The following is a 23,508-nucleotide window of genomic DNA, read 5'->3' as shown; positions in this document are numbered from 1 at the left end:
TAAAAAAGCCCGCGGAGCGGGCTTGAGAACACACATTTATTATCTTTAGATAATTCTGCTACAGCGTATTACACGCTGTAGTACATTTCGAACTCAACTGGGTGAGTTGTCATGTTAAGTTTTTCAACTTCTTTGCCTTTTAGCGCGATGTAAGCATCGATTAGGTCATCAGTGAACACGCCGCCAGCTTTTAAGAACTCACGGTCAGCGTCAAGTGATGCTAGTGCTTCAGATAAAGAAGATGCAACTTGTGGGATCTCAGCTGCTTCTTCAGCAGGTAGATCGTATAAGTCTTTGTCCATTGCATCGCCAGGGTGGATCTTGTTTTTGATACCGTCAAGGCCAGCCATAAGCATTGCAGAGAACGCTAAGTATGGGTTAGCTGTTGGATCAGGGAAACGTACTTCGATACGACGTGCTTTAGCAGATGGTACCACTGGAATACGGATTGAAGCAGAACGGTTACGTGCAGAGTATGCAAGCATTACAGGAGCTTCGAAGCCAGGTACTAGGCGTTTGTATGAGTTAGTTGACGCGTTAGCGAATGCGTTGATTGCTTTAGCGTGCTTGATGATACCACCAATGTAGTAAAGTGCTTCTTCAGAAAGACCAGCGTACTTGTCACCAGCGAAGATGTTCACGCCATCTTTACCTAGTGATTGGTGACAGTGCATACCAGAACCGTTATCACCAACGATTGGCTTAGGCATGAAAGTCGCTGTTTTACCATATAAGTGAGCCATGTTATGGATAACATATTTCATCTCTTGGATTTCGTCAGCTTTTAATACCATTGTATTGAAGCGAGTTGCGATCTCATTTTGACCCGCAGTTGCTACTTCGTGGTGGTGAGCTTCTACAACTTGACCTAGTTCTTCAAGAACTAAACAAGTCGCTGAACGCCAATCTTGTGATGAATCAACAGGTGAACACGGGAAGTAACCGCCTTTAACACCTGGACGGTGACCTTTGTTGCCACCTTCGTAGTCTTTATCAGAGTTCCATGAAGCTTCGATGTCATCGATTTTGTACATTGAACCAGACATGTCTGATTTGTATTTAACGTCGTCAAATAGGAAGAACTCTGGCTCTGGACCAAATAAAACAGTGTCAGCAATACCAGTAGAGCGCATGTACTCTTCAGCGCGTTTTGCAACAGAACGTGGGTCACGCTCGTAACCTTGAAGTGTTGAAGGCTCAACAACGTCACAACGGATTATTAGTGTTGCTTCTTCAGAAAATGGGTCCATTTTCGCAGATTCAGGAACAGGCATTAATACCATGTCTGATTCGTTGATACCTTTCCAACCAGCAATTGAAGAGCCGTCGAACATTTTTCCGTCTTCAAAAAAGTCTTCATTAACTTGATGATGAGGAATAGAAACATGCTGTTCTTTACCTTTAGTATCAGTAAAGCGTAAATCAATGAACTTAACGTCATTTTCTTTGATAAAATCTAAAACCGATTGTGACATGTGTCCTCCAATTGTTGGGTTTTATTTTTGCTGCATTATTGCTTTTGACTAATACAAGCTGGTTTCGTGCCATGTTTTTAACGCATTGTTTAGCCTTGTAAAAAGTGAACTCCATCTGGTTTTGTTAACTTTTTTTGCACTAATTTGGTGCGTAAAAAGATCATTCTGGTGCGTAAAAAGTGCGACTGCGATTTGCACAATAATTGCGCATGCCAATTTGTCTGTTGTAAACATGATTTAGTGCCAAAATATGGTTCAAAAACTAAAAATTCGCCAGTTTTGAGTTCAGATTCACTTTAAATTTCATAAATTTGTCATTTATAAAACAGATACTTATAAAAAGCCTGAAGAAAGTTTATAAATTTATATTGGATAAACTTTCATCCATGCCATTATTAAGGGATAATATGCGCCCTTTTAAATCCTATGCTGGGACATCTGGTGAAAATGCAGGTGAGTGCGTAGATCTTGCAGGATCAATGAGATTCAATTTCTCTGAGAAAAAATATGAGCATCGAAAAGTTAAGAAATATAGCGATTATCGCCCACGTTGACCACGGTAAAACAACTCTGGTTGATAAACTGCTTGAGCAATCAGGCACATTAGAAACGCGCGGCGGTAACGAAGAGCGCGTAATGGACTCAAACGACATTGAGAAAGAGCGTGGTATTACCATTTTAGCTAAAAACACAGCTATTTCTTGGAACGACTACCATATCAATATCGTAGACACCCCAGGACACGCCGACTTCGGTGGTGAAGTAGAACGCGTACTTTCGATGGCTGACTCAGTATTACTACTTGTTGATGCTCAAGAAGGTCCAATGCCGCAAACGCGTTTCGTAACGCAAAAAGCATTCGCACAAGGTTTAACGCCGATTGTTGTAATCAACAAAATCGACAAACCAGGTGCACGTCCTGACTGGGTTATGGACCAAGTTTTCGACTTATTCGATAACCTAGGTGCAACTGACGAACAGTTAGACTTTAAAGTAATCTATGCATCAGCTATCAACGGCTGGGCAACAATGGATTTAGACGAGCCATCAGATAACATGGAACCAATGTTCCAGATGATCGTTGACGAAGTATCTCCACCGGATGCAGATCCTGAAGGTGCTTTCCAAATGCAAATTTCTCAGCTTGACTACAACTCATACATCGGTGTTATCGGTGTAGGTCGTATCAAGCGTGGTACTGTTCGTCCTAACCAACAGGTTACTGTTGTAAGCGCAGACGGTACTAAGCGTAACGGTAAAGTTGGCCAAGTAATGAGTTACTTAGGTCTTGAGCGTCATGAAGCAGAATCTGCTGGCGCGGGTGACATCATTGCAATCACAGGTCTTGGTGAGCTGAAAATCTCAGACACTATCTGTGATGTAAATACCGTTGAAGCATTACCACCGCTAAGCGTTGATGAGCCTACAGTAACAATGACGTTCTCTGTAAACACATCACCATTTGCTGGTAAAGAAGGTAAATTCGTAACTTCACGTAACATCCTTGAGCGTTTACAAGCTGAGCTTGTTCACAACGTTGCATTACGTGTTGAAGAAACTGACAATCCAGATAGCTTCCGTGTTTCTGGTCGTGGTGAGTTACACTTAGGTATCTTAATCGAGAACATGCGTCGTGAAGGTTACGAGCTTGCTGTATCTCGTCCACAAGTAATCCTTCGTGAAGTTGATGGCCAAAAAGAAGAGCCGTACGAAACACTTACAATCGACTGTCAAGATGAGCACCAAGGTTCTATCATGGAGCAAATCGGTCTTCGTAAGGGTGAGCTAACTGACATGTCTCCAGATGGTAAAGGCCGTATTCGTATGGACTTTATGATCCCAAGCCGTGGCTTAATTGGTTTCCAAACTGAATTCATGACATTAACGTCAGGTTCTGGTCTTCTTTACCATACGTTTGATCACTACGGTCCGTACAAAGGCGGTACTATCGGTGCTCGTAAGAACGGTGTAATGATTGCTAACGCAACAGGTAAAGCACTGACTAACGCATTATTCAACCTTCAAGACCGTGGTAAGTTATTCATCGGTCACGGTGTTGAAGTTTACGAAGGTATGGTTATCGGTATCCACAGCCGTGATAACGACTTAACAGTAAACGCGCTTAAAGGTAAGCAGTTAACAAACGTACGTGCGTCTGGTACAGACGAAGCGCAAACGTTAACGCCACCACTAAACTACACGCTTGAGCAAGCGATTGAGTTCATCGATGATGACGAGTTAGTAGAAGTAACACCTGAGAGCATTCGTATTCGTAAACGTCACTTAACTGAAAGTGAGCGTAAACGTGCGAGCCGTGCAGCTAAAGATTAATAACGTCTTTAGCTTTGAAAAATGAGAACCGCCGTATTGAAAAATACGGCGGTTTTTTGTTTTAGCTTTCAAAAGAACGAGAGGTCAGATATTAGACATCAGTCGTTAGTTGATCGAGAGAGGCATTATTTTCGCAGTAGCAGAACGAAACCATCATGCTCAAGTTTAAACGGGGTTTAGTTTGCGCTAGAAGCGAGAAGTTAAGAGCTAGCTCTTATGCTAACTCACTTCTAACATGCTTCAAGTAGGCCTGTAGGCTTTCTTGCCATAGCACTAAGGCTTCGGTTAATGATTCTTTCAAGGGTTTGTTGTCGAGTAGCTTACGCTCAATTTTCTTGAGCTCTAGACCATAACGGTTAAAACCTAGTTGTAAAGCGGTGCTAGCTTGGCGGTGCAAAAGCTTAATACACTGATCTTTATCGTCTTCAACGAGTTGTTGACAGCGAATGAGTTTGTTCCTTGCAGAGAGTACAAACTCATTGTAAATCGATGAGACTTCATCTTCACTGAATGAGCTGACAAGTGTGGCAGCGGCTGTTTCATCATAGAGTGTATCGCGCAGCTCAACGGCAATACTCGCGGCCTGATTACTTTGTGAATCACTGAGTGCTTGGCGTAGTTTTTGTTGCTTTATTGGCTTGCCAACAATGTCTTTAATACCAAGTGCTAAGTACTCTTTTATTTCATCAGGACTAAGGCTTGCGGTAAACGCTAACACCGGGGTTCGTTGGTTTAAATGGTCGATGGTTTTGAGCTTTTTCAACACTTCTTGACCAGTAAGGTCTGGTAAGTTCATATCCAATAGCACCACATCAAAGTGATGCTTCTGCATCAGTTCAATGGCGCTAGTTCCGTCTTTTGCAAGCTTGATTTTGTGCTCGTCATCGGCCATAAATTCAATGGCAATTTTCTGATTTAAATCGAGATCTTCAACTAATAACACGTCCAGGCCGGTGACGTAATCTTTTGATTGGTGGCGCTGCTCAACGAGGCTGAGCTCACCAATCGCAAGAGAAATATCAAAGCTGAAAGTACTGCCTTTGTTTAGCTCACTTTCAATATTGAGTTTGCTGCCTAATTTTTCTAATAAACGGCTAGTAATCGCTAAGCCAAGGCCTGTTCCGCCTTTTTCTTTACCTGCACTACTTTGTACATAAGGTTCTGTAAGGTAGGCAATTTCTTCATCTTCAATACCTGGGCCTGAGTCGATTACACTAACACGAACAAGGTGATCTAATTGCCCTTCGTTGAGCAGTTTTACATGAATTTTTACTGCGCCATGGTCAGTAAATTTAATCGCATTACCCACTAAGTTAATAATAACTTGTCTAAGTTTTTGTTGGTCGCAGTAATAACATGCTTGATCGGGCAAGTTGTATATAAGTTCAAACTTTAAATGTTTTTGCTCTGCTAAAGGACTAAGCAAAAGGCAGAGGTTATTAAGCCAGGTTTTAAACTCGACGTCTTCTTCGTAGAGCGCTTCATCACGCTGATCTAGGCTGGCGTAGTCGAGTACTTTATCGACCAGCAAGTTGAGTGACTCAGCTGAATTAATTATTGCTTCGCAATAAGGCTTATCTCGTGGATCACTCGACTGGTTCATGATTAGCTGCGCACTACCTAAAATGCCATTTAACGGCGTGCGTATTTCATGGCTGATAGTTGATAAGAATAAGCCACGAATTTCTAAGTCTTTGTGCGCTTTTTCAGCTAACTGATTAAGGTTTTGCTCGCGGCGTTCATTACATAATAGTGCCATACCGGTTGCATAAAACATCGGCGCAATAACACCATTGATGAATAAAGTGATACTAAACCAATCAGCTGACAATAAGCTTGCGGTTGTGACATCTCCCATCATTAAGGTTCGGCCTGTAAAAACCGCCAGAATAATGCTGAGAATTAAAATATAGACAATACTGCCATTGGGGTAACTTTTACGGCCATTTCGAATGAATAATGCCAGTAAAAACAACGCTTCAATTATATGCTGGAGATCTGAAACCAAAATTCGACTACGTAACTCGGCGCTATCGGTGGCAAGGTAAATCATGGTCATCGCGAGCACCACCGTGATCGCAACAAAGGTTTTAAAACCGACGCATTTGGCATTTAAAAATTGGCATATCGCGAGTACATGAATAATGGATGCGCTAAAGAGTAGGGTGTTTGCGATAGCAACACTAGCAATATTATTGATATGGCCTTGCAGTGCAAAACTCATTACCGATGCAAACATCACTAAAGGGTAGAAAATATAGAGTAAGGTGCCCGGAGTATTATTATTGGTTCGCCAAGTAAGGTAATTAAGAAGGGTCATCACTGCCATCATGGCAGCACTGGCGTAATATAAAGTGGCTGAGTCGAGCATTGTATTTCCGGTGTTTTGCAATCAGTTTGAGAATAAAGTCAATTACTGCGTTTAGCAACCAGAAACAAAAACAGACGCGGTTGCGTCTGTTTTAACTAGTAGGATGTTTTGTTTGGTTTAGCGAATTTCGTCAGGAATATTTTGCTGTGCCCAAGATAATAGCTCGATACGGTTACGACATTTAGTTTTTCTAAATGCACTGTATAAGTGAGTTTTAACTGTATGCGGGCTGATGCTTAAATCTTCAGCAATTTCTTTATTTTTCGAACCTTTACTCATTAATGAGATAATTGCTTTTTCACGTTTAGTAAGTTTAACCGGTTCGATGTCACCATCTGTCAATTTGTGGAGTGCGTCTTTATTGAACTGCAACATACGATTTAATGCATTACACATGATGTCGCGGCGATACCATAGTTGATCTTCAAGTAATAAACGAATGCCTTTCATTAACACATCAGCATTGTCTGTTGTGTAGAACACACCACGAATACCACTTAAAAGAGCACGGTTTGCAAGTTCAGGGTTTTCATCTAAGTTAAACAATACGATATCGCATTTCATTCGTAGATTAACTAGTTGTTCTTTTAACTTGCCCCACGGATCTGTGCTTGACGTTTCAATAAATAACAAGCGTGTTCCTTCTGGTACTTCAGAAATATCAGTACCAGATGTCACTGCTAGTCCTTGTGTTTTTAACAATGGCTCTAATACGTTAATGCCAATAGTATTTATTGGCTCTGGATCTAATAATAAAAAGGCTGAACTACTCATATATATACACTCTTGAAAAAAGTTGACAGTTAAATCCTATCACGCAATCCACCCCTTTCGTATTAGAAATTTCTGAGAGTTGTGCAGGAAAAGTACAGTTTGTGTCTGTTTTGTGTCAAAAATTACAGTTAGTTAACTAATCGCAATATGTTAACTAACTGATATATATTCATTATAGCTAAAAATAATATGTTTGTGCTACTTTTTACAGTTGTTTACATATCAAAGTATTAGATTGCGTGTTTTTTCTTGTCTTGATAAGGAGGCCAGCCCATTTCTTTACCTGCCAGCATATGTAGGTGTATATGGTACACGGTTTGTCCGCCGTGGTCATTACAGTTCATTACGACGCGAAAACCGTCTTCACTGAAGCCAAATTGCTTAGCGAGTTTTGCTGCCACTACATATAAGTGACCGACTAAAGCGGCATTTTCTTCTGTTACATCGTTTATCGTTGCTATTTGAGTTTTTGGGATGATCAGCACATGAAAAGGGGTTTGTGGGTTGATGTCTTTAAAAGCAAGAGATAAGTCGTCTTCATAAACAATGTCTGCAGGGATCTCTCGGTTAATAATCTTTGTAAAAATAGTCTCTTGGCTCATACTTAGCTCTCTTATAAATGTGGTTAAATGACCGCCCACTAATGACAAACTTTATTTGCAGTGTCAAACTGAAACTGCCGCAAGTTGAACAACCAAGGAGTGAACATGCGTAAGTTAGTATTACTGAGTAGTGCGTTAATGCTATTTAATAGTTTTAGCAGTGTAGCTGAGACTATTCACTTTCCAGAAGAGTTTGTGCCTTTACAAGTCGGGGATCGCCTTATTGAGCAGTCTTTTTTCAGTCGTGTTGATGACGTTGAGCTTGCCCCGGGTACATACCAAGTAAAAATGAAATACACCGATCTTTTCGAGCAAGGCTATGATGATCATCAAGTCGTAGAGTCTGAGCCTTTTTGGGTTGAGGTCACGGTGGAAAGTGGCAAAGACTATGACTTAGTGTTTAATCGTGCCAGTAATGCTGTTGCGGCAGAAGTGTTTGCTGAATCACCGCAAGTAAGCTTAAAAGCTAAGGGCAGTGAACTTGCTATGCCGCTATCGATAGTTGGCTATCGTGCAGCTAGCGCGCCTGTACAAGCTGTGGCGACTGCTCCTGTTGTTGCAAGTAGTAAACCCGCGACTGCAACTCCCGTCACTTTGCCTGCAAAAGTACCCGGTGGACAAGCTGGATTGAAAAATACGCCAAGTGCAGCTGCAATGCTTGAGTTTTGGTGGCAGCAAGCAAGCCCAGCAGAGCGTCGGGCCTTCTTACAAAAAGTAAGTAACTAATTTTAACTATTAAAAAAGGCGCTGATTGCAGCGCCTTTTTAGTGTTTGATAACTTATTTTGCGAATAAGTCGTCAACGGTACCTTGTGCAAGTGGGTGGTAACCCGGACGTGCTTTTAAGTACACATCATGTGCCCAGTCTTTTTTACCGTTTTTAATAAGTGCTTTATAGAGTGGCACAATTAATTTACGGCGACCGATGCCTGATAGGTGTTTATCAAGCGCAGGGTAAATTGGTTGATAACCATTTCCTACCGCTAGCATGAACCATGCGAAAGCACGCTCAGCATTAGTTGACTGTGTTAGGTTGAATTGGTTATCAAGCTCAGTCATTTTTTCAATACTTAAATCGCGAGGTAGATTATTTAAGAAATGTAGCCACTCATGAACTGACCAATCAGATGTTGGTAATTGAGCTGCGCTAATCTCACCGTTTAACCATGTTTTGGTAACTGCATCAACTTTATCGAAAGCATCAGACGTTGGATTTGGTGCATCGCTTGGTAAACCAGGCTCAAAGATCCACTCATTAACTTTATCCATGCTGACTACGCCTGGATATTTGTCGATCAGGTTTGCTTTTAAGTAAGTAACAAATTGAGCTGTTGTTAGAGACTTGAACGAGAACTGATCAAAGTAACCTTTTACGAATGGGTCGAACTTGTCACGGCCAAATTTGTTTTCTAAATAAATTAAGAAAAGTTGACCTTTAGTGTAAGGCACCGAGCTAAATGCATCATCAGGATCGCGGCCATTAAGTTTTAAGTTAAGACGCGTATCTGCTGCTGGCAGAGTTTTAAGTAATGCGCGTAAACCTGCTGCATCAAGCGCTTGTTCCATCACTGCACGGTCACGGCCAAACACTTCTTCCATAATGCGGTTTTCAACGTAAGACGTGAAACCTTCATTTAGCCATAAATCTTCCCACGTCGCATTGGTTACTAAGTTGCCAGACCAAGAGTGAGCAAGCTCGTGAGCAATTAGGTTTACTAAGCTTTTATCGCCAGCAACAACCGTTGGTGTGATGAATGATAAACGTGGGTTTTCCATGCCACCAAATGGGAAGCTTGGCGGTAGCATTAATAAGTCATAACGACCCCATGCGTATTCGCCGTACATAGCGTTCGTTTTATCGATCATCGCTTGCGTGTCGTTAAACTCAGCAACTGATGCATCTAAAATGGTTGGCTCTGCAAAGATACCTGTTTGCTTAGACATGGCTTTATATTCTAAGTTACCAGCACCAATTGCGATTAAGTATGGCGAAATTGGTTGTGGCATATCGAATAAGTAGTCGCCATCTTTATAAAGTGCATCTTTATTGTCAGCACTCATTACTGCACGAATGTCTTTAGGCGTGTGAATACGTGCTGAGTAAGTTACGCGCATTGCTGGCGTATCTTGTACTGGGATCCAACTACGAGCATGAATTGCTTGTGATTGACTGTACATAAATGGGTGTGACTTACTGGCTGTTTGCTCTGGTGTTAACCACTGCAAACCTGAAGCTTCTGGGCGGCTGTTGTAGTAAATACGTGCTTTAACCGCTTGGCTTTTAAATTTAATTGTTAATTTTGAGCCCTTCACGTCATCACGTGTAGCAAGGGTGAAGTCAGCTTTGTGCCAGCTGCCTTTTTTATCTTGATACATTACTTTGTCGATATCTAAATCGCGCGTATCAAGAACAAGTGTTTTGCTGGTTGCATTGTGCCAATCTAGCGTGTGCTCAACAAAACCCTCTAGTTGTTTGTCATCAAAATCAACATCTAAATCTAGTAGTAGGTGAGTGGTTGTTACGTCATCTAAGTTTGCGTAAGTGTGTTGGCTGATTGCATCTGCAGTTGCTTGAGAGCAAGCACCGGCCATCGCAAGACTTAAAAGTAATGGTTTAAACTTCATAATAACCCTGGAACGGAAATGAAAAAGAGCCCGTTTTATAACATGATTAGTGCAGTGGGTTGAGTGATTTTTACAATCTAATGCGTATTTTGCGACGATAGGTTACACTAATGCGATTAGTTACCGGTAACCTTTGAGGCGTTTTGTGGCTCAGTCCCTGCAATCTTTTCATACCTTTTCTTTGCCAAGCCAATGCCAGCATTTTTATCAAATTGATGAAGTGAATCAGCTTTTAAGCACAGACTTTTCGTCTCCCTTTTGTATTTTAGGCGAAGGCAGCAATACGGTGTTCTTATCTGACTATCAAGGGTCTGTCATACACATGAACACGAAGGGCATTGACATAGAGCAGCAAAGTGATGGCTTTTTATTGCACATCGCTGCCGGAGAGAACTGGCATCAATTAGTCGCCATGACTATTGCCAATGACATGCCTGGGCTTGAAAACCTTGCTTTAATTCCCGGCACCGTTGGTGCTGCGCCAGTGCAAAATATTGGTGCATATGGTGTGGAACTTGAAAAGTTTGTGAGCTATGTCGACTACTTTGATATTGCAGCTAAAACGACAAAGCGCCTAACTAAAGACGAATGCCAATTTGACTATCGAGACTCTATCTTTAAACATGAATTGAAAAATAAAGCGGTGATCACCCAAGTTGGGCTGCTGTTACCTAAAAAATGGCAGCCAGTACTGAGTTATGGACCATTGCAACAGCTTTCAGATCCCTCTCCACAGCAAGTGTTTGAGCAAATCATTACAACCAGAAACAGTAAACTACCAAACCCCAGTGAACTTGCGAATGCGGGCAGTTTTTTCAAAAATCCAGTGATTAGTAATGAGCAACTAGCGTTACTTTTAAAGCAGTACCCTGAGCTACCTCACTACTATGTGGATGCTGAACATCATAAAGTTGCGGCGGGGTGGTTGATTGAGCAAGCTGGGTTAAAAGGCTTTAAGGTCGCCGGTATTGAGGTTCATCAGCAGCAAGCGTTAGTGCTTGTAAACCATGGTAACAGTACAGGTGATGATTTAATTGCCATGGTAAACCATGTTCAACAGCAAGTTTGGCAAAAATACCAGATTGCTTTACAGCACGAAGTGCGACTGATCAATGCCGATCATGAGTGTCACATTGAATTGGGAGCTTCATCATGAAAGCGCCAGACGGAAATAAACTCGCTATTTTACAAGCACTCAATACCGGTGGTTTTATTTCTGGTCAGCAATTGGGTGAGCAATTAGGTATTAGCCGTGCAGCAGTGGGTAAGCATATTCATTCATTGCAGGAAATGGGGCTCGATATTTTCAAAGTCACGGGTAAAGGGTATTGTCTTAATAATAGTGCGGGCTTACTGAACAAAGATAAAATTGGTCAACATTATAGTGAGTTAGGTGGTTGCACCGCGAGTGTTGAAGTGCAGCCTATTATTGATTCAACCAATAGTGAGTTAATGCGTCGCTTACAAACAGATGCTCCTCTTTATTCTGGTAGCGTGTTAGTTGCAGAAATGCAGCAGGCAGGAAGGGGGCGTCGCGGTCGAGTGTGGCAATCACCCTTTGGTGCAAACTTATACTTCAGTTATTTTTGGCGCTTGGATGATGGTCTACAAGCTGCCATGGGGGTCTCAATTGCTGTTGGGCTTGCCGTTTACGACACGCTGAAAGCGTTATATCAGTTGGATATAGAGCTTAAGTGGCCCAACGATATCTATTTAAACCGCGAAAAATTAGCCGGTGTATTAGTTGAGCTTGATGGTCAGCCGCAGGGACCTTGTCAGCTTGTTATTGGCATAGGTATTAATTTACATATGCCAGAAAGTGCCAGCCAGCACATAGACCAAGCTTGGACCGACTTAAGTCAGCACGTGCAAGGGTTAGACAAAAATAAGCTGGTGGCCTATTTGTGCTTTTATTTGGAAAAACGCTTAGCGCAGTATCAACAATCGGGCTTAAACGATATGTATCTACAGTGGAATCAGTTAAACGCATTTGCTGGTGAGTGTGTTGAACTTAATACTGGACACCGTAGCTGGCGCGGTATTTGTGAAGGCATTGATAACCAAGGTGGCGTGCGTATTCGTCAAGATGGCGAAGTAAAAAGTTACTATGGCGGTGAAATCTCATTACGTAAGGCAGAGCTATGAAATTGTTAGTTGATGTGGGTAATACCGCCATTAAAGCGGTTTTATTTGATGGCAAGGGTTATCAAACATGTGAACTCAGCAGCTTGCCTTGGCTACAAATAAAAGAGCTAGTTTATGCCTGTGTAGGCAGCACCGAGCTGCTTACACCATTATTAGCACAGGCGCAGCAACACGCCGTTCCTTACTTCGAAGCACAGGTGAGTGCAAAGCTAAGCACGTTAAGCTGTGCCTATCAGCAGTATCAAAATTTAGGAATTGATCGTTGGCTGGCTGTCATTGCCGCGTATGTCGAATTCCCTGAGCAAAATTGCATTATTATCGATGCCGGCACTGCAACAACAATTGATGTACTCAATAGTGAAGGTGCACATCTAGGTGGTTGGATTTTACCAGGCCTTGATTTGATGACATCTTCACTTACCCAGAATACCCAACGCGTGTTTGATGATGGACAAACCCCATTTGCGACTGATTTAGGCCGTAATACGCCAAATGGCCTCAAGAATGGTGCGATGGTTTCCACTATTGGCGCAATCGAGCAGGCAAAACAGCATCTTAATCAACAAGATTGTCATTTATTATTTGCTGGTGGTTACGGCAAATTACTTGCTGAAGCATTTTTGGACGCCCAGTTTGACAGCTTGCTCGTGTTTAAAGGACTGAATTATTGGCACGAATTAACTATAAAGCAGTAAAAAAACGCGAATTTGCCTGAATAGTGAGCGTTTAACACATAAATTCACATTTTTTTTAATTTTATGGTTGCATCACAATAAACCTTACCTTAGAATCTCGCCCCGTACTAAAGCAGTGCCGACTTAGCTCAGTTGGTAGAGCAACTGACTTGTAATCAGTAGGTCATCCGTTCAACTCGGATAGTCGGCACCACTTTCCTTTTACCGGAAGTGACTTAGTAAAGAATTTTCGTGGAGGGGTTCCCGAGCGGCCAAAGGGATCAGACTGTAAATCTGACGGCTCAGCCTTCGCTGGTTCGAATCCAGCTCCCTCCACCACTTTATTCTTGACGGTTAGAGGTAGTTTAAGAACAGGTTCCTATGCGGGCATCGTATAATGGCTATTACCTCAGCCTTCCAAGCTGATGATGCGGGTTCGATTCCCGCTGCCCGCTCCAGATTTCTGGTGTTGCTGATATAGCTCAGTTGGTAGAGCGCACCCTTGGTAAGGGTGAGGTCGGCAGTTCAAATCTGCCTATCAGCACCAGTCTTGAGAACTCATCTTAATTTCTTCCTTTATCTGTCAGAAAAAACTATTTGAAATTTGAAAAAATTAAATTAATCTACCCTCGGTGGATTATTTTCATATGTAATCTAGATACACAAAACTGATAGGTTCCGTCATGGCAAAAGAAAAGTTTGAACGCGTAAAACCGCACGTAAACGTTGGTACAATCGGCCACGTTGACCACGGTAAAACAACTCTAACAGCAGCAATCACAAACGTACTTGCGAAAGCATACGGTGGTCAAGCTAAAGACTTCGCATCAATCGATAACGCTCCAGAAGAGCGTGAGCGTGGTATCACAATCTCAACTTCACACGTTGAGTACGATACTCCAACTCGTCACTACGCACACGTAGACTGTCCAGGACACGCCGATTATGTTAAAAACATGATCACTGGTGCTGCTCAAATGGACGGCGCAATCCTAGTAGTTGCTGCGACTGACGGTCCTATGCCACAAACTCGTGAGCACATCCTACTTTCTCGTCAGGTTGGCGTACCTTACATCATCGTATTCATGAACAAATGTGACATGGTTGATGACGAAGAGCTACTTGAGCTAGTAGAAATGGAAGTTCGTGAACTTCTTTCTGAGTACGATTTCCCAGGTGACGACTTACCTCTAATCCAAGGTTCTGCTCTTAAAGCACTAGAAGGCGAAGAGCAATGGGAAGCGAAAATCATTGAACTAGCTGAAGCGCTAGATTCATACATCCCAGAGCCAGAGCGTGACATCGATAAGCCATTCATCATGCCTATCGAAGACGTATTCTCAATCCAAGGTCGTGGTACAGTTGTAACTGGTCGTGTTGAAGCTGGTATCATCAACGTGAATGACGAAGTTGAAATCGTAGGTATCAAAGAAACTACGAAGACAACTTGTACAGGTGTTGAGATGTTCCGTAAGCTTCTAGACGAAGGTCGTGCGGGTGAGAACATCGGTGCACTACTACGTGGTACTAAGCGTGAAGACGTTGAACGTGGTCAAGTACTTTGTAAGCCTGGTTCAATCAAGCCACACACTAAATTCACTTCAGAAGTATACGTACTTTCTAAAGATGAAGGTGGTCGTCACACTCCTTTCTTCAAAGGTTACCGTCCACAGTTCTACTTCCGTACAACTGACGTAACAGGTGACGTACAGTTACCAGAAGGCGTAGAAATGGTAATGCCTGGTGACAACATCAAGATGACTGTAGAGTTAATCTGCCCAATCGCGATGGACGAAGGTTTACGCTTCGCTATCCGTGAAGGTGGCCGTACAGTTGGTGCTGGTGTTGTTGCAACTATCGTTGAGTAATATCAACAGATAGAGCTTCACAGCTTATAAAAAGGTCGCCTAGGCGGCCTTTTTTAATGCCTGTAGAAAGCTATCAGCTGTCAGACGTCAGATTAGAACGATGGGGTTGTTAAGTTCGGTGTCTCACTCAGCATTCGGCTTGTTCATTCTTCGGGTAGGTTGGTTTGAGCGCGGCGAAACCCAACGTAAGGAGAGATGTCAGCTTTCAGACGTCAGATTAAATCGAGAGGGTCGTTTAGTGCGGAGTCTCACTCAGAAATAAAATATCGTAGGAGGCACTTTAGTGCCGAATTAGAACCATTCTTACAATTAGGCTTGAGCTGGACTCTTTAAACTTTACTCTCGCTAACTCGCTAACTCGCTAACTCGCTAACTCACTTCCAACATAAAGCCTTATGTTTTCAGCATTTGTGTACTGATTGAATATCATGGTATTCGCTGTGTTTATCAGTAATTGTTGCTGTTGCTTTTCAAGTTTTAATTCTGCGCTAAGTAGCTCTTTGCGAATGGTGGGGTAGTCTGAAATCTCGGTTTGAATGGTTTTAAGGTAGGCGCGTGTGGCTCGTAGGGGCTGTAAAGCCTGTTGATCAAATTCGGCAATGCACGACTCAAGCTCACTCAGTTGAGAGGGGGTTACAGCCAGCTCTAAAGAATCAAGATAATAAAGCAGCAGGCAAAGGTTCACATTTTTGCCTTGCTGGTCTTGATAGCCTAGTAGTTTGGTTTGCATGTCGTCTATGCTGTAAAGCTGACATGCAAACTGCCAAAACTGTTCGCTGTTAAGCGGTTTCATCGGCGAAGGCCTGTTCTTTTTCTTCAAGCTCTTCAAGTGCCATAAGCAGCTCTTCTTCAACGTCATTAAGCTTTGGGGTTAAGCTTGCTTGCTTAGTGAGTAGCTCTGTCAGTTTTGCTTTATTTTCATCACTGTATAAGTCATTGTCGGCAAGTGCGTTTTCGATTTCTCCAAGCTCTGTAGAGTACTTATCAAGTTGCTTTTCAAGCTTTTCGATTTGCTTTTTCAATGGTTGCACTGACTTTCTGAACTCAGCTTCTAAGCGCTTTTGCTCTTTGCGGTTAACGCTTGAATGTGCTTTAGGTGCATTGTCTTCAGGGCTTTTAGCGGCTTCTTTATTGGCATTCAGTAGCCATTGGTAATAGGCATCAAGGTCATAACCAAATTGTGTTACTTCGCCGTTATCAACGAGGTAATACTCATCAGCGGTGTTTTTAAGCATATGACGGTCGTGCGACACGGTCACCATAGCGCCTTCGAAGCCTTGTAGCGCCATCACTAAGGCATGACGCATTTCTAAATCTAGGTGGTTGGTTGGCTCATCCAGTAACAATAGGTTTGGCTTTTGATATACCAGCATTGCTAGTACTAAACGGGCTTTTTCACCGCCAGAAAATGGCGCAACTGGTTCAAGTGCTTTATCGCCAAAGAATGCAAAGCCGCCTAAAAAGTCACGCAATGATTGCTCAGGAGCTTGCGGATTTAAACGTTGTAAATGGGTCACTGCACTAGCTTTTAAATCAAGTGACTCAAGCTGATGCTGCGCAAAGTAACCAATATTTAAGCCCTGATGCTGAAATACTTCACCTGCTTGAGGTTGTAAATCGCCAGCTAATAATTTAATCAGTGTTGATTTACCCGCACCATTTCGGCCAAGCAGCGCAATACGGCTACCCGGCACAAGGTTTAGCTTAATGCTGTGTAAAATGGTGGTGTCGCCATAGCCTGCTTTGGCTTGGTCGAGAGTCATTAACGGGTTTGGCAGCGCTGTTGGCTCGGCAAACTCAAAATCAAAAGGTGAGTCAACATGGGCTGGGGCTAACTTTTCCATACGCTCTAGGGCTTTTACGCGGCTTTGTGCTTGCTTAGCCTTACTGGCTTTTGCTTTGAATCGCGTAATAAATTTTTCTAGGTGGGCAATTTGTTCTTGTTGCTTTTCGAACATCGCTTGTTGTTGTAATAAGCGCTCTGCTTTTTGGCGTTCGAATTGTGAGTAATTGCCTTTATAAACATTTATTTTTTGTGCGTCTATGTGCCAAATTTGGTCAACTACGGCATCTAAGAACTCTCGGTCATGGGAAATAAGCACTAGAGTACCTGTGTAGGCACGTAAAAAGCGTTCTAACCAGTAAACCGCATCGAGATCTAAGTGGTTGGTTGGCTCATCCAGCAGTAATAAATCGGCATCACGAATAAGTGCTTGTGCTAAGTTTAAGCGCATACGCCAACCACCAGAAAAGGCACTCACTGGGTTGTCTATTTGCTCATTACTAAAACCTAAACCGTGTAATAGCTCACCTGCTTTTGCTTCAATGCTATAGCCTTGAATATGTTCTAGGCCAATATGTGCTTTTGCCTGCGCATCGCCGTCGTTATTTTGCTCAGCTTCGCGAAGTGCAATTCTTAGCGCGTAATATTCAGGATGACCTTGTAATACATAATCAAGGGCACTGATTTCGAGCGCGGGAGTTTCTTGCTTTACAGAGGCAATTGACCAGTCTTTAGGAATTTGGTATTCGCCGGCATCAAGTTGCAATTCAGACTTTAGTAGCGCGAACAGCGTTGATTTACCACAGCCATTAGCGCCAACAAGGCCAACTTTATGCTCTGGGAATAAGGTTGCAGAAGCCCCTTTTAGTAAGGCGTTACCACCACGTAGAAGTTCGATGTCTGAAATTTGGATCATGAATGTTTACTTGCACAGCACTGATTAAATTGCCGCTATCATAACATGGATCACATTAGCCTTCGCAATCGTATCAAACAGAGAATTATTAGGCTAAAATAGCCGCCTACATGCCACGGGAGATCATCTATGAGACAAAAGAAACGCTTTATTGCTGGCGCATCATGCCCTGAGTGTAAGGCTATGGATACCATGATGCTTTATAAAGAACATGATGTTGAAAAAGTGGAGTGCGTACAGTGTGGCCACAAAATGACGCAACCAGAGCAGGCAGTGCAAGCCTCAACACGCCAATTTGAGCAAGTGATTGGTGTATTTAAGCCGGGCGATTAATTCCCGGCTCTATCACTACCTAATTAATAGTGCGGCGGTGGCGGCTCTTGCATTTGTGACATTAAAGATGGCTGCTGCGCTTCTTTAATCTTTTCTGCAAGTAACTCTGTCTGGCGTTTCATTTTAGCCAGCTGCTGTTGGTGCGCTTTAAGCTCATCGTTTAATATTTCAATTGTTTCATCTTGAAAAGCGACTTTCGCTTCAAGTTCCATTAGACGATCTTCAATTGTATTCATTTGATTCTCTTAGATTAAAACTTTCAGCGAATCCGCTGGAGCTTTCGGTTAATAATGCTTGGTTGTTATCAGTAAACGCAACATCTAACACCACGGCTGATTTCGGGCGGCTTCCTTCTCGAGGGATCACTTGCCACGTTTGTAATTTTTTACCTGACTCTAGCTGCCATAAATCGACTAATCGATTAGGTGAACCTGTTGCAAGTAAGGTGCCTTCATCATTAAAACGGACGGCGGTAAAAATTTTCTGACGCGCAATATACGCCAGTTTGCTAACAAGATCACCTGTAGTTAGTTGCCATACATTTGCTTGCTTCATACTGTCTGCGGTAAATGCGTATCGACCTTGTGGATCAAGGGCGACTTGAGTAACGCGGCTAGGGTGATTAAAGCGGTGGATCACTTGCCCTGTGCGAGTATCCCAAAAGTAAGCAACATAATCATTTGAGCCGCTAATGGCGTAGTGACCGTTAGGTGATAGATCAACAACATTGACTTTTTCTTGGTGGCCAAGGAACTCTATGCGCCTGCCACTCTCTAAGTCGAGGTAAACGACTACACCGTCGGCGCGGCCATATAATACACTGCGCCCTTGGTTACTTATGGCGATATCTCTGATGGTTGAGGCGTGTATTTTGTAATAACCCGTGTTGTTGCCCGTGGCAATGTCCCACACTGCAAAGGTGGACTTTTCAGCGGTAACTGCATGGCTATTGTCGTACGAGATAGCAACAGTATGAACTAGGCTATCTTGATTTTGTTGTTGGAACCATTGGTATTTTAGCACCTGTTGTTGATTATCCCACAGTGCGACCCCATGGTGTATTGATGAGATTAAGCTGTATTTACCATCGTGCGACAGCGCACTGGCGAAGGCACCTTTAGCCGCATGCTCATAGCGTGCAGTTGATTGCTCATGTTGCTCAGAGCATGCTACAACTAAGCAAAGGCTGAGCAGATACAAAAAAGTACGAAATATCGACATATTACGAGTATTTCCCCTTAACTCTTAGTGATTGAGAGGTTAGACTAGGTCTCGTTGAAGGCCTAGGTTGTTAGTCTAATCGCTGATCATGCATAGGCATGACGTTAGTTATTAGACAAGCAGCCTACCATGTAGGTCGTTAATCTTTAACTAGTAATAATACAATAATTGACAACTGCAAAGTGTGTCGGAGATATAAAATGAGAAAGACGATTAAATTGTCATTGATTGCAGCGTCAGTTTTAGCGCTTACAGCTTGTAATCAGGAAGCAAAAAAAGAACAGCAAGTTGAAGTTAAACTAGAGACTGAAGCTCAACAACAGGCATACGGTATTGGTGCATCTGTTGGTAACTTCTTAAACCAAGACCTTGCTGATAAAAAAGCGTTAGGTGTTGAACTAGACGAAGCGCTTCTTAAGCGTGGTTTTGAAGACGCGCTAGCAGGTAACGCTAAACTTGATGACGAAAAAATTCGTGAAGTGTTAACTGCGCTTGACCAAAGCATTCGCACTAAACAACAAGAAAAAGCGAAAGTAGAAGCTGAGAAGAGCAAAGCTGAAGGCGAAAAATTCCTAGCTGAAAACGCGAAGAAAGAAGGCGTGACAGTAACTGAATCTGGCCTACAGTACGAAGTGATCACTGAAGGTGAAGGCGAAAAGCCAGTAGCAACTGACGTTGTTAAAGTACACTACAAAGGCACTTTATTAGACGGTACTGAGTTCGATAGCTCTTACTCACGTAACGAACCAACTACTTTCCCACTTAATCGTGTGATCCCAGGTTGGACTGAAGGTTTACAATTAATGCCAGTTGGCTCTAAGTACAAGTTCACTATTCCATCTGAACTTGCATACGGCGAGCGTGATCTTGGTAAGATCCCTGCAAACTCAACGCTTGTTTTCGAAGTAGAATTACTTGAAATCCAAAGCGATGACAAAGCTGTACCAGCTGAGTAATATTAAACTCAATAAAAAAGGGCTTTTTAGCCCTTTTTTATGCGTGAATTTTATTAACTAAATGCAGCTTCTTTCATTTTTAATGTGCCACTATTTGCATCAAGCTCAACCACAGTGCCAACAGGCAAGATAAATTGGCGCTTAATATGGCCAATCATAGCACCACGATAAGCAGGAATTCCCAACGGTTTTATATAATCTGCAAAAATATCGTCAAGGGTTAACGAGCCATAACCACGGCCAGGCTTACAGTCATTACAATCGCCAAACACAAAGCCCGCAATCTTATCCAGTGCACCCATAAGTTTTAGTGTGCTCATCATCCTGTCAATTCGATACGGTGCTTCGTCGATATCTTCTAAAAATAAAATTGCGCCATTAAAGTCAGGTAAATAATTCGAGCCTGCAAGGGCTGTCAGTACTGTTAAGTTGCCACCGATTAATCGTCCAGAGGCTTTACCTGGTGTAATCGTTTGGGTCAGGTACTGAGTGTTAACAAGCTCATCATCGGCTTTTGGTAAGTTTTGGAAATGCATCAACTTACGCGCTTCGAACATGTTCTTAAATTGCGCGACATGAAACGGGTTCCAGTCACTCGATGCATTTGGGCCATGAAAGCTGATTAGCCCAGCTTGAGAGAGTAGTGCATTGTGTAGAGCGGTAATGTCCGAATAGCCCATCAGAGGTTTTGGGTTGTTACGGATCATTGCGTAGTCGAGCAAAGGTAAAATACGGGCAGCCCCTGAACCGCCACGTAAACACAAAATGGCATCAACCTCTTTGTCACTGAATAAACTGTTTAAATCGCCGGCTCGCATTACATCAGTGCCTGCTAAATGTCCGCGTCTTGCTAAAATGTTTGGTGCAAGCTTAGCCTTGTAACCCAGTGCCTCTATAATGCTTTTTGCTAGTATGATATCAGCCTGTTCGGCAGTGGCAGCTGACGGGCTACACACACCAATTGTGCCGCCTTTTTCCAGCGCTTTTGGCTTAATTAATGTTTGGGTACTGCTATTCTGAGCAGCCATTAAAGGAGCTGATGTTATACTTGCGCCAGCAGCAAGGATTGAAAGTGACTTTAAAAATAACCGTTTATTCATAGCGAGCCTCATGTTTTTATAGTATGAGTATCGCATTGAAGAAAGTATTTCAAATATTTGTTACGAATGGAATAGATGATTCTTTTTAGGCAGGCAAAAAAGGTGTTTTTCAGCAGAGAGTGTTTCTCTGCTGTGTAACTAAGCTGTTAGCTGGTGTGATTAGAATATAAGTTATCGATTAACTCATCTTCTAATTCAAAGCGTAATTCAAGCGCTTCACCTAATGTTGATAAATCTTTATCAAACTCATCAAGCAGGTCGTCTTGCTCTACTTCTGCGTATTTGTCGTTAAAGTCGAGTGCTACATCTGTGGTTTCAGAAATGCGCGGGTATAAGGCATTAGCCAGCTTTTGGCTTTCAGGACCTTTTTCTTCACACGCTTTGGCAATGTCGTCGTAAATTTCGAAATGGCCAGCAGAAAGGTAATCCATCAGAATTTGGCAAAAGTTTTGAATTTGCAGTTGATCAGGAAGGGCGTGATCTTTCTTTTCGTACGGTGAAAATCCTGCAATACGGCAGAACAACACAAGCAGCTCTTGACGTTCTGTGAGCCATTTGTCGATTACAGAGTGACTACCACCCCATTTTTGTTGAGCTTTTTCCAAACGCGTCAGCATATTTCATCTCCTCGCTGAGTAGGTTTTCCTTTGTATATATAAAAAGGAAATATGACACAAAGATCAACTAAATTCTTAGTGTCTAATTGCAACAGATTGTAAAAGTCATTCTAAAGGCATATTTTTCAGCGTTGAATGGGCCAAAAAATAACCTTTTTTTAAGAGTGGACTTTTTTTGCTCTCATTGCAGTGTATGGGAATTGATTCAAAACTACTAGTATTAATTTTGCAATTTTTATCTAAGCGGAGGAGTTGTAATTTGCTGATTTAGAAAAGAAAAAACCACCAAAATTGGTGGTTTAATTCTTTTTCTAAGACTTGTTAAAACAAGCGTTCTTATTATTATGGGAAGATTGTTGTTCTTATTGTTATAAGATTTTTATTATTGTTTTTGTTAACGCGGGATAAGTTATACCAAGCTTTTTTGTATGTTGCAAATTTATTAATGAAAAGTTTTAAATTTATTTTGTTTTCGCTCAAAAAACACACTATAGGCTAGGGTTGGCTTAAAAAACATGATCTATATCTAGCCTTGATTATCTATCCATAGTGAGACGCGCAATATGGTGATACAATCTGCTCAATTTCATTCAGTTCTAGGATTCTATACGCATGAGCGAATTAAAAAACGATCGTTATTTACGTGCACTACAAAAGCAACCTGTTGATGTCACACCGGTATGGATGATGCGCCAAGCTGGCCGTTATTTACCTGAATACCGTGCTACACGTGCCCAAGCAGGCGACTTTATGAGTTTATGTAAAAACGCTGAACTTGCTTGTGAAGTAACGTTACAGCCATTACGTCGTTATCCGCTTGATGCTGCAATTCTATTCAGTGATATTTTAACTATTCCTGATGCTATGGGCTTAGGTCTTTACTTTGAAACAGGTGAAGGTCCGAAATTTGAACGTCCGATTTCTTCATTAGCAGATGTTAAAAAAATTCCAAAAATCGATCCAACTGATGAGCTTGGTTATGTAATGAATGCGGTAAGTACGATTCGCCGCGAATTAAAAGGTGAAGTACCGCTAATTGGTTTCTCTGGTTCACCTTGGACACTTGCTACTTACATGGTTGAAGGTGGTAGCAGCAAAACATTCGGTAAAATCAAGAAAATGGCCTTTGCAGAACCACAAACACTGCACCTATTACTTGATAAACTAGCGGACTCAGTAATCGACTATTTAAACGCGCAAGTTAAAGCGGGGGCGCAATCGTTAATGGTATTTGACTCATGGGGTGGTGTATTAAGCCCACGTGATTACAATGAGTTTTCATTACAATACATGCACAAGATTGTTGATGGCTTAATTCGCGAACATGATGGCCGTAAAGTGCCTGTGACGTTATTTACTAAAAATGGTGGTCAGTGGATTGAAGCAATTGCAGCAACAGGCTGTGATGCAGTAGGTCTAGACTGGACTATTAACATCGGTGATGCAAAACGTCGTGTTGGCGATAAAGTCGCGCTGCAAGGTAACATGGACCCAGCAATGCTGCATGGTACGCCTGAGCGCATTCGCCAAGAAGTTGCCACTATCCTAGAAGACTTTGGTACAGGTTCTGGCCATGTGTTCAACCTAGGTCACGGTATTACACCAGATGTAGACCCAGAAAATGCAGGTGTATTTATCAACGCCGTTCATGAATTCAGTGGTAAATACCACAAGTAAGCAAAAGCTAGTCATAAAAAAGCCCGCATTAAGCGGGCTTT

General features: G+C 42.3%; 20 protein-coding genes and 4 tRNA genes. 13 read left to right on the top strand and 11 right to left on the bottom strand.

Annotation, left to right across the window (positions count from 1 at the left end; all coding sequences use genetic code 11):
- Nucleotides 1-68 precede the first annotated feature (68 nt).
- Nucleotides 69-1,475 carry a glutamate--ammonia ligase gene (glnA, locus tag P4S60_RS15925; protein ID WP_063701091.1) on the bottom strand — a complete coding sequence of 469 codons (1,407 nt, stop codon included), beginning with the start codon at nucleotides 1,473-1,475 and terminating at the stop codon, nucleotides 69-71.
- Between the two features lie 507 nt (nucleotides 1,476-1,982).
- Between glnA and typA the strand changes: the two genes are divergently transcribed.
- Nucleotides 1,983-3,806 carry a translational GTPase TypA gene (gene typA, locus P4S60_RS15920; protein WP_337116583.1) on the top strand — a complete coding sequence of 608 codons (1,824 nt, stop codon included), beginning with the start codon at nucleotides 1,983-1,985 and terminating at the stop codon, nucleotides 3,804-3,806.
- A gap of 214 nt (nucleotides 3,807-4,020) precedes the next feature.
- Here the strand turns inward: typA and P4S60_RS15915 are convergent, their stop codons facing one another.
- From P4S60_RS15915 to P4S60_RS15905, 3 genes are all read right to left on the bottom strand, one after another.
- The gene (locus tag P4S60_RS15915; protein WP_337116582.1) at nucleotides 4,021-6,177 is read right to left on the bottom strand and encodes an ATP-binding protein; all 2,157 of its coding nucleotides are present in this window, start codon (nucleotides 6,175-6,177) and stop codon (nucleotides 4,021-4,023) included.
- A 117-nt stretch (nucleotides 6,178-6,294) separates the two neighbouring features.
- On the bottom strand, nucleotides 6,295-6,951 hold the full coding sequence (locus P4S60_RS15910; protein WP_063701100.1) for a helix-turn-helix transcriptional regulator: 657 nt from the start codon (nucleotides 6,949-6,951) through the stop codon (nucleotides 6,295-6,297).
- Nucleotides 6,952-7,181: 230 nt separating this feature from the next.
- Nucleotides 7,182-7,553 (bottom strand): histidine triad nucleotide-binding protein, encoded by a 372-nt coding sequence (locus P4S60_RS15905; RefSeq protein ID WP_337116581.1) that lies wholly within the window; start codon nucleotides 7,551-7,553, stop codon nucleotides 7,182-7,184.
- A gap of 105 nt (nucleotides 7,554-7,658) precedes the next feature.
- Between P4S60_RS15905 and P4S60_RS15900 the strand changes: the two genes are divergently transcribed.
- A complete protein-coding gene (locus tag P4S60_RS15900; RefSeq protein ID WP_337116580.1) occupies nucleotides 7,659-8,279 on the top strand; it encodes a DUF2057 domain-containing protein in 621 nt (206 codons plus the stop codon).
- A gap of 53 nt (nucleotides 8,280-8,332) precedes the next feature.
- Here P4S60_RS15900 and P4S60_RS15895 read toward each other — a convergent pair whose 3' ends face one another.
- Nucleotides 8,333-10,177 carry a M1 family metallopeptidase gene (locus P4S60_RS15895; protein ID WP_337116579.1) on the bottom strand — a complete coding sequence of 615 codons (1,845 nt, stop codon included), beginning with the start codon at nucleotides 10,175-10,177 and terminating at the stop codon, nucleotides 8,333-8,335.
- Nucleotides 10,178-10,322: 145 nt separating this feature from the next.
- Here P4S60_RS15895 and murB point away from each other — a divergent pair, with 145 nt between their 5' ends.
- From murB to tuf, 8 genes are all read left to right on the top strand, one after another.
- Nucleotides 10,323-11,333 carry a UDP-N-acetylmuramate dehydrogenase gene (gene murB, locus P4S60_RS15890; protein WP_337116578.1) on the top strand — a complete coding sequence of 337 codons (1,011 nt, stop codon included), beginning with the start codon at nucleotides 10,323-10,325 and terminating at the stop codon, nucleotides 11,331-11,333.
- Nucleotides 11,330-12,322, top strand: coding sequence for a bifunctional biotin--[acetyl-CoA-carboxylase] ligase/biotin operon repressor BirA (gene birA / locus P4S60_RS15885; protein WP_337116576.1), 993 nt, complete (start codon nucleotides 11,330-11,332; stop codon nucleotides 12,320-12,322). The genes murB and birA overlap by 4 nt, the downstream gene beginning before the upstream one ends.
- The gene (locus tag P4S60_RS15880; RefSeq protein ID WP_337116575.1) at nucleotides 12,319-13,017 is read left to right on the top strand and encodes a type III pantothenate kinase; all 699 of its coding nucleotides are present in this window, start codon (nucleotides 12,319-12,321) and stop codon (nucleotides 13,015-13,017) included. The genes birA and P4S60_RS15880 overlap by 4 nt, the downstream gene beginning before the upstream one ends.
- Before the next feature lie 117 nt (nucleotides 13,018-13,134).
- Nucleotides 13,135-13,210 (top strand) — tRNA-Thr (locus P4S60_RS15875).
- Between the two features lie 40 nt (nucleotides 13,211-13,250).
- A tRNA-Tyr gene (locus P4S60_RS15870) sits at nucleotides 13,251-13,335 on the top strand.
- Between the two features lie 44 nt (nucleotides 13,336-13,379).
- Nucleotides 13,380-13,454 (top strand) — tRNA-Gly (locus tag P4S60_RS15865).
- A 13-nt stretch (nucleotides 13,455-13,467) separates the two neighbouring features.
- Nucleotides 13,468-13,543, top strand: a tRNA-Thr gene (locus P4S60_RS15860).
- Between the two features lie 136 nt (nucleotides 13,544-13,679).
- On the top strand, nucleotides 13,680-14,864 hold the full coding sequence (tuf, locus tag P4S60_RS15855) for an elongation factor Tu (RefSeq protein ID WP_063702537.1): 1,185 nt from the start codon (nucleotides 13,680-13,682) through the stop codon (nucleotides 14,862-14,864).
- 361 nt (nucleotides 14,865-15,225) lie between these two features.
- Here tuf and P4S60_RS15850 read toward each other — a convergent pair whose 3' ends face one another.
- Both P4S60_RS15850 and P4S60_RS15845 read right to left on the bottom strand, forming a co-directional pair.
- Complete coding sequence (locus P4S60_RS15850; protein WP_337116574.1) at nucleotides 15,226-15,657, bottom strand: TIGR02444 family protein; 432 nt, start codon at nucleotides 15,655-15,657, stop codon at nucleotides 15,226-15,228.
- Entirely contained in the window at nucleotides 15,644-17,563 is a 1,920-nt protein-coding gene (locus P4S60_RS15845; RefSeq protein WP_337116573.1) for an ATP-binding cassette domain-containing protein, read from the bottom strand. Before P4S60_RS15845 ends, P4S60_RS15850 begins: the two co-directional genes overlap by 14 nt.
- 129 nt (nucleotides 17,564-17,692) lie before the next feature.
- Between P4S60_RS15845 and P4S60_RS15840 the strand changes: the two genes are divergently transcribed.
- Nucleotides 17,693-17,896, top strand: coding sequence for a YheV family putative zinc ribbon protein (locus P4S60_RS15840; protein WP_054562906.1), 204 nt, complete (start codon nucleotides 17,693-17,695; stop codon nucleotides 17,894-17,896).
- A gap of 23 nt (nucleotides 17,897-17,919) precedes the next feature.
- Here the strand turns inward: P4S60_RS15840 and P4S60_RS15835 are convergent, their stop codons facing one another.
- Nucleotides 17,920-18,132: a SlyX family protein gene (locus P4S60_RS15835; protein WP_054554490.1), complete on the bottom strand. Its 213-nt coding sequence runs from the start codon at nucleotides 18,130-18,132 to the stop codon at nucleotides 17,920-17,922.
- On the bottom strand, nucleotides 18,119-19,117 hold the full coding sequence (locus P4S60_RS15830; RefSeq protein ID WP_337116571.1) for a WD40 repeat domain-containing protein: 999 nt from the start codon (nucleotides 19,115-19,117) through the stop codon (nucleotides 18,119-18,121). The genes P4S60_RS15835 and P4S60_RS15830 overlap by 14 nt, the downstream gene beginning before the upstream one ends.
- A 200-nt stretch (nucleotides 19,118-19,317) precedes the next feature.
- Between P4S60_RS15830 and fkpA the strand changes: the two genes are divergently transcribed.
- Nucleotides 19,318-20,073: an FKBP-type peptidyl-prolyl cis-trans isomerase gene (gene fkpA / locus P4S60_RS15825; RefSeq protein WP_063702527.1), complete on the top strand. Its 756-nt coding sequence runs from the start codon at nucleotides 19,318-19,320 to the stop codon at nucleotides 20,071-20,073.
- A gap of 53 nt (nucleotides 20,074-20,126) precedes the next feature.
- Here the strand turns inward: fkpA and P4S60_RS15820 are convergent, their stop codons facing one another.
- Nucleotides 20,127-21,173, bottom strand: coding sequence for a S66 peptidase family protein (locus P4S60_RS15820; protein ID WP_337116569.1), 1,047 nt, complete (start codon nucleotides 21,171-21,173; stop codon nucleotides 20,127-20,129).
- 146 nt (nucleotides 21,174-21,319) lie between these two features.
- Nucleotides 21,320-21,790 (bottom strand): sigma D regulator, encoded by a 471-nt coding sequence (rsd, locus tag P4S60_RS15815; RefSeq protein ID WP_105181939.1) that lies wholly within the window; start codon nucleotides 21,788-21,790, stop codon nucleotides 21,320-21,322.
- A gap of 612 nt (nucleotides 21,791-22,402) precedes the next feature.
- Here rsd and hemE point away from each other — a divergent pair.
- The gene (gene hemE / locus P4S60_RS15810; RefSeq protein ID WP_063702520.1) at nucleotides 22,403-23,467 is read left to right on the top strand and encodes a uroporphyrinogen decarboxylase; all 1,065 of its coding nucleotides are present in this window, start codon (nucleotides 22,403-22,405) and stop codon (nucleotides 23,465-23,467) included.
- Nucleotides 23,468-23,508: the final 41 nt, after the last annotated feature.

It is taken from the genome of Pseudoalteromonas sp. Hal040 (assembly GCF_037162425.1).
Lineage (GTDB): Bacteria > Pseudomonadota > Gammaproteobacteria > Enterobacterales > Alteromonadaceae > Pseudoalteromonas > Pseudoalteromonas gelatinilytica.
Note: the sequence above shows the minus strand (reverse complement) of the source record. Positions and strands in the feature narration are given on the sequence as shown.

Excerpts from the sequence above, each read along its gene's own strand:
- P4S60_RS15835 (WP_054554490.1), bottom strand. The coding sequence starts at position 18,132 with ATGAATACAATTGAAGATCGTCTAATGGAACTTGAAGCGAAAGTCGCT.
- birA (WP_337116576.1), top strand. The coding sequence starts at position 11,330 with ATGAAAGCGCCAGACGGAAATAAACTCGCTATTTTACAAGCACTCAAT.
- rsd (WP_105181939.1), bottom strand. The coding sequence starts at position 21,790 with ATGCTGACGCGTTTGGAAAAAGCTCAACAAAAATGGGGTGGTAGTCAC.
- hemE (WP_063702520.1), top strand. The coding sequence starts at position 22,403 with ATGAGCGAATTAAAAAACGATCGTTATTTACGTGCACTACAAAAGCAA.
- P4S60_RS15910 (WP_063701100.1), bottom strand. The coding sequence starts at position 6,951 with ATGAGTAGTTCAGCCTTTTTATTATTAGATCCAGAGCCAATAAATACT.
- P4S60_RS15895 (WP_337116579.1), bottom strand. The coding sequence starts at position 10,177 with ATGAAGTTTAAACCATTACTTTTAAGTCTTGCGATGGCCGGTGCTTGC.
- P4S60_RS15900 (WP_337116580.1), top strand. The coding sequence starts at position 7,659 with ATGCGTAAGTTAGTATTACTGAGTAGTGCGTTAATGCTATTTAATAGT.
- P4S60_RS15840 (WP_054562906.1), top strand. The coding sequence starts at position 17,693 with ATGAGACAAAAGAAACGCTTTATTGCTGGCGCATCATGCCCTGAGTGT.
- P4S60_RS15850 (WP_337116574.1), bottom strand. The coding sequence starts at position 15,657 with ATGAAACCGCTTAACAGCGAACAGTTTTGGCAGTTTGCATGTCAGCTT.
- P4S60_RS15830 (WP_337116571.1), bottom strand. The coding sequence starts at position 19,117 with ATGTCGATATTTCGTACTTTTTTGTATCTGCTCAGCCTTTGCTTAGTT.
- P4S60_RS15880 (WP_337116575.1), top strand. The coding sequence starts at position 12,319 with ATGAAATTGTTAGTTGATGTGGGTAATACCGCCATTAAAGCGGTTTTA.
- P4S60_RS15820 (WP_337116569.1), bottom strand. The coding sequence starts at position 21,173 with ATGAATAAACGGTTATTTTTAAAGTCACTTTCAATCCTTGCTGCTGGC.
- P4S60_RS15915 (WP_337116582.1), bottom strand. The coding sequence starts at position 6,177 with ATGCTCGACTCAGCCACTTTATATTACGCCAGTGCTGCCATGATGGCA.
- tuf (WP_063702537.1), top strand. The coding sequence starts at position 13,680 with ATGGCAAAAGAAAAGTTTGAACGCGTAAAACCGCACGTAAACGTTGGT.
- fkpA (WP_063702527.1), top strand. The coding sequence starts at position 19,318 with ATGAGAAAGACGATTAAATTGTCATTGATTGCAGCGTCAGTTTTAGCG.
- glnA (WP_063701091.1), bottom strand. The coding sequence starts at position 1,475 with ATGTCACAATCGGTTTTAGATTTTATCAAAGAAAATGACGTTAAGTTC.
- P4S60_RS15845 (WP_337116573.1), bottom strand. The coding sequence starts at position 17,563 with ATGATCCAAATTTCAGACATCGAACTTCTACGTGGTGGTAACGCCTTA.
- typA (WP_337116583.1), top strand. The coding sequence starts at position 1,983 with ATGAGCATCGAAAAGTTAAGAAATATAGCGATTATCGCCCACGTTGAC.
- P4S60_RS15905 (WP_337116581.1), bottom strand. The coding sequence starts at position 7,553 with ATGAGCCAAGAGACTATTTTTACAAAGATTATTAACCGAGAGATCCCT.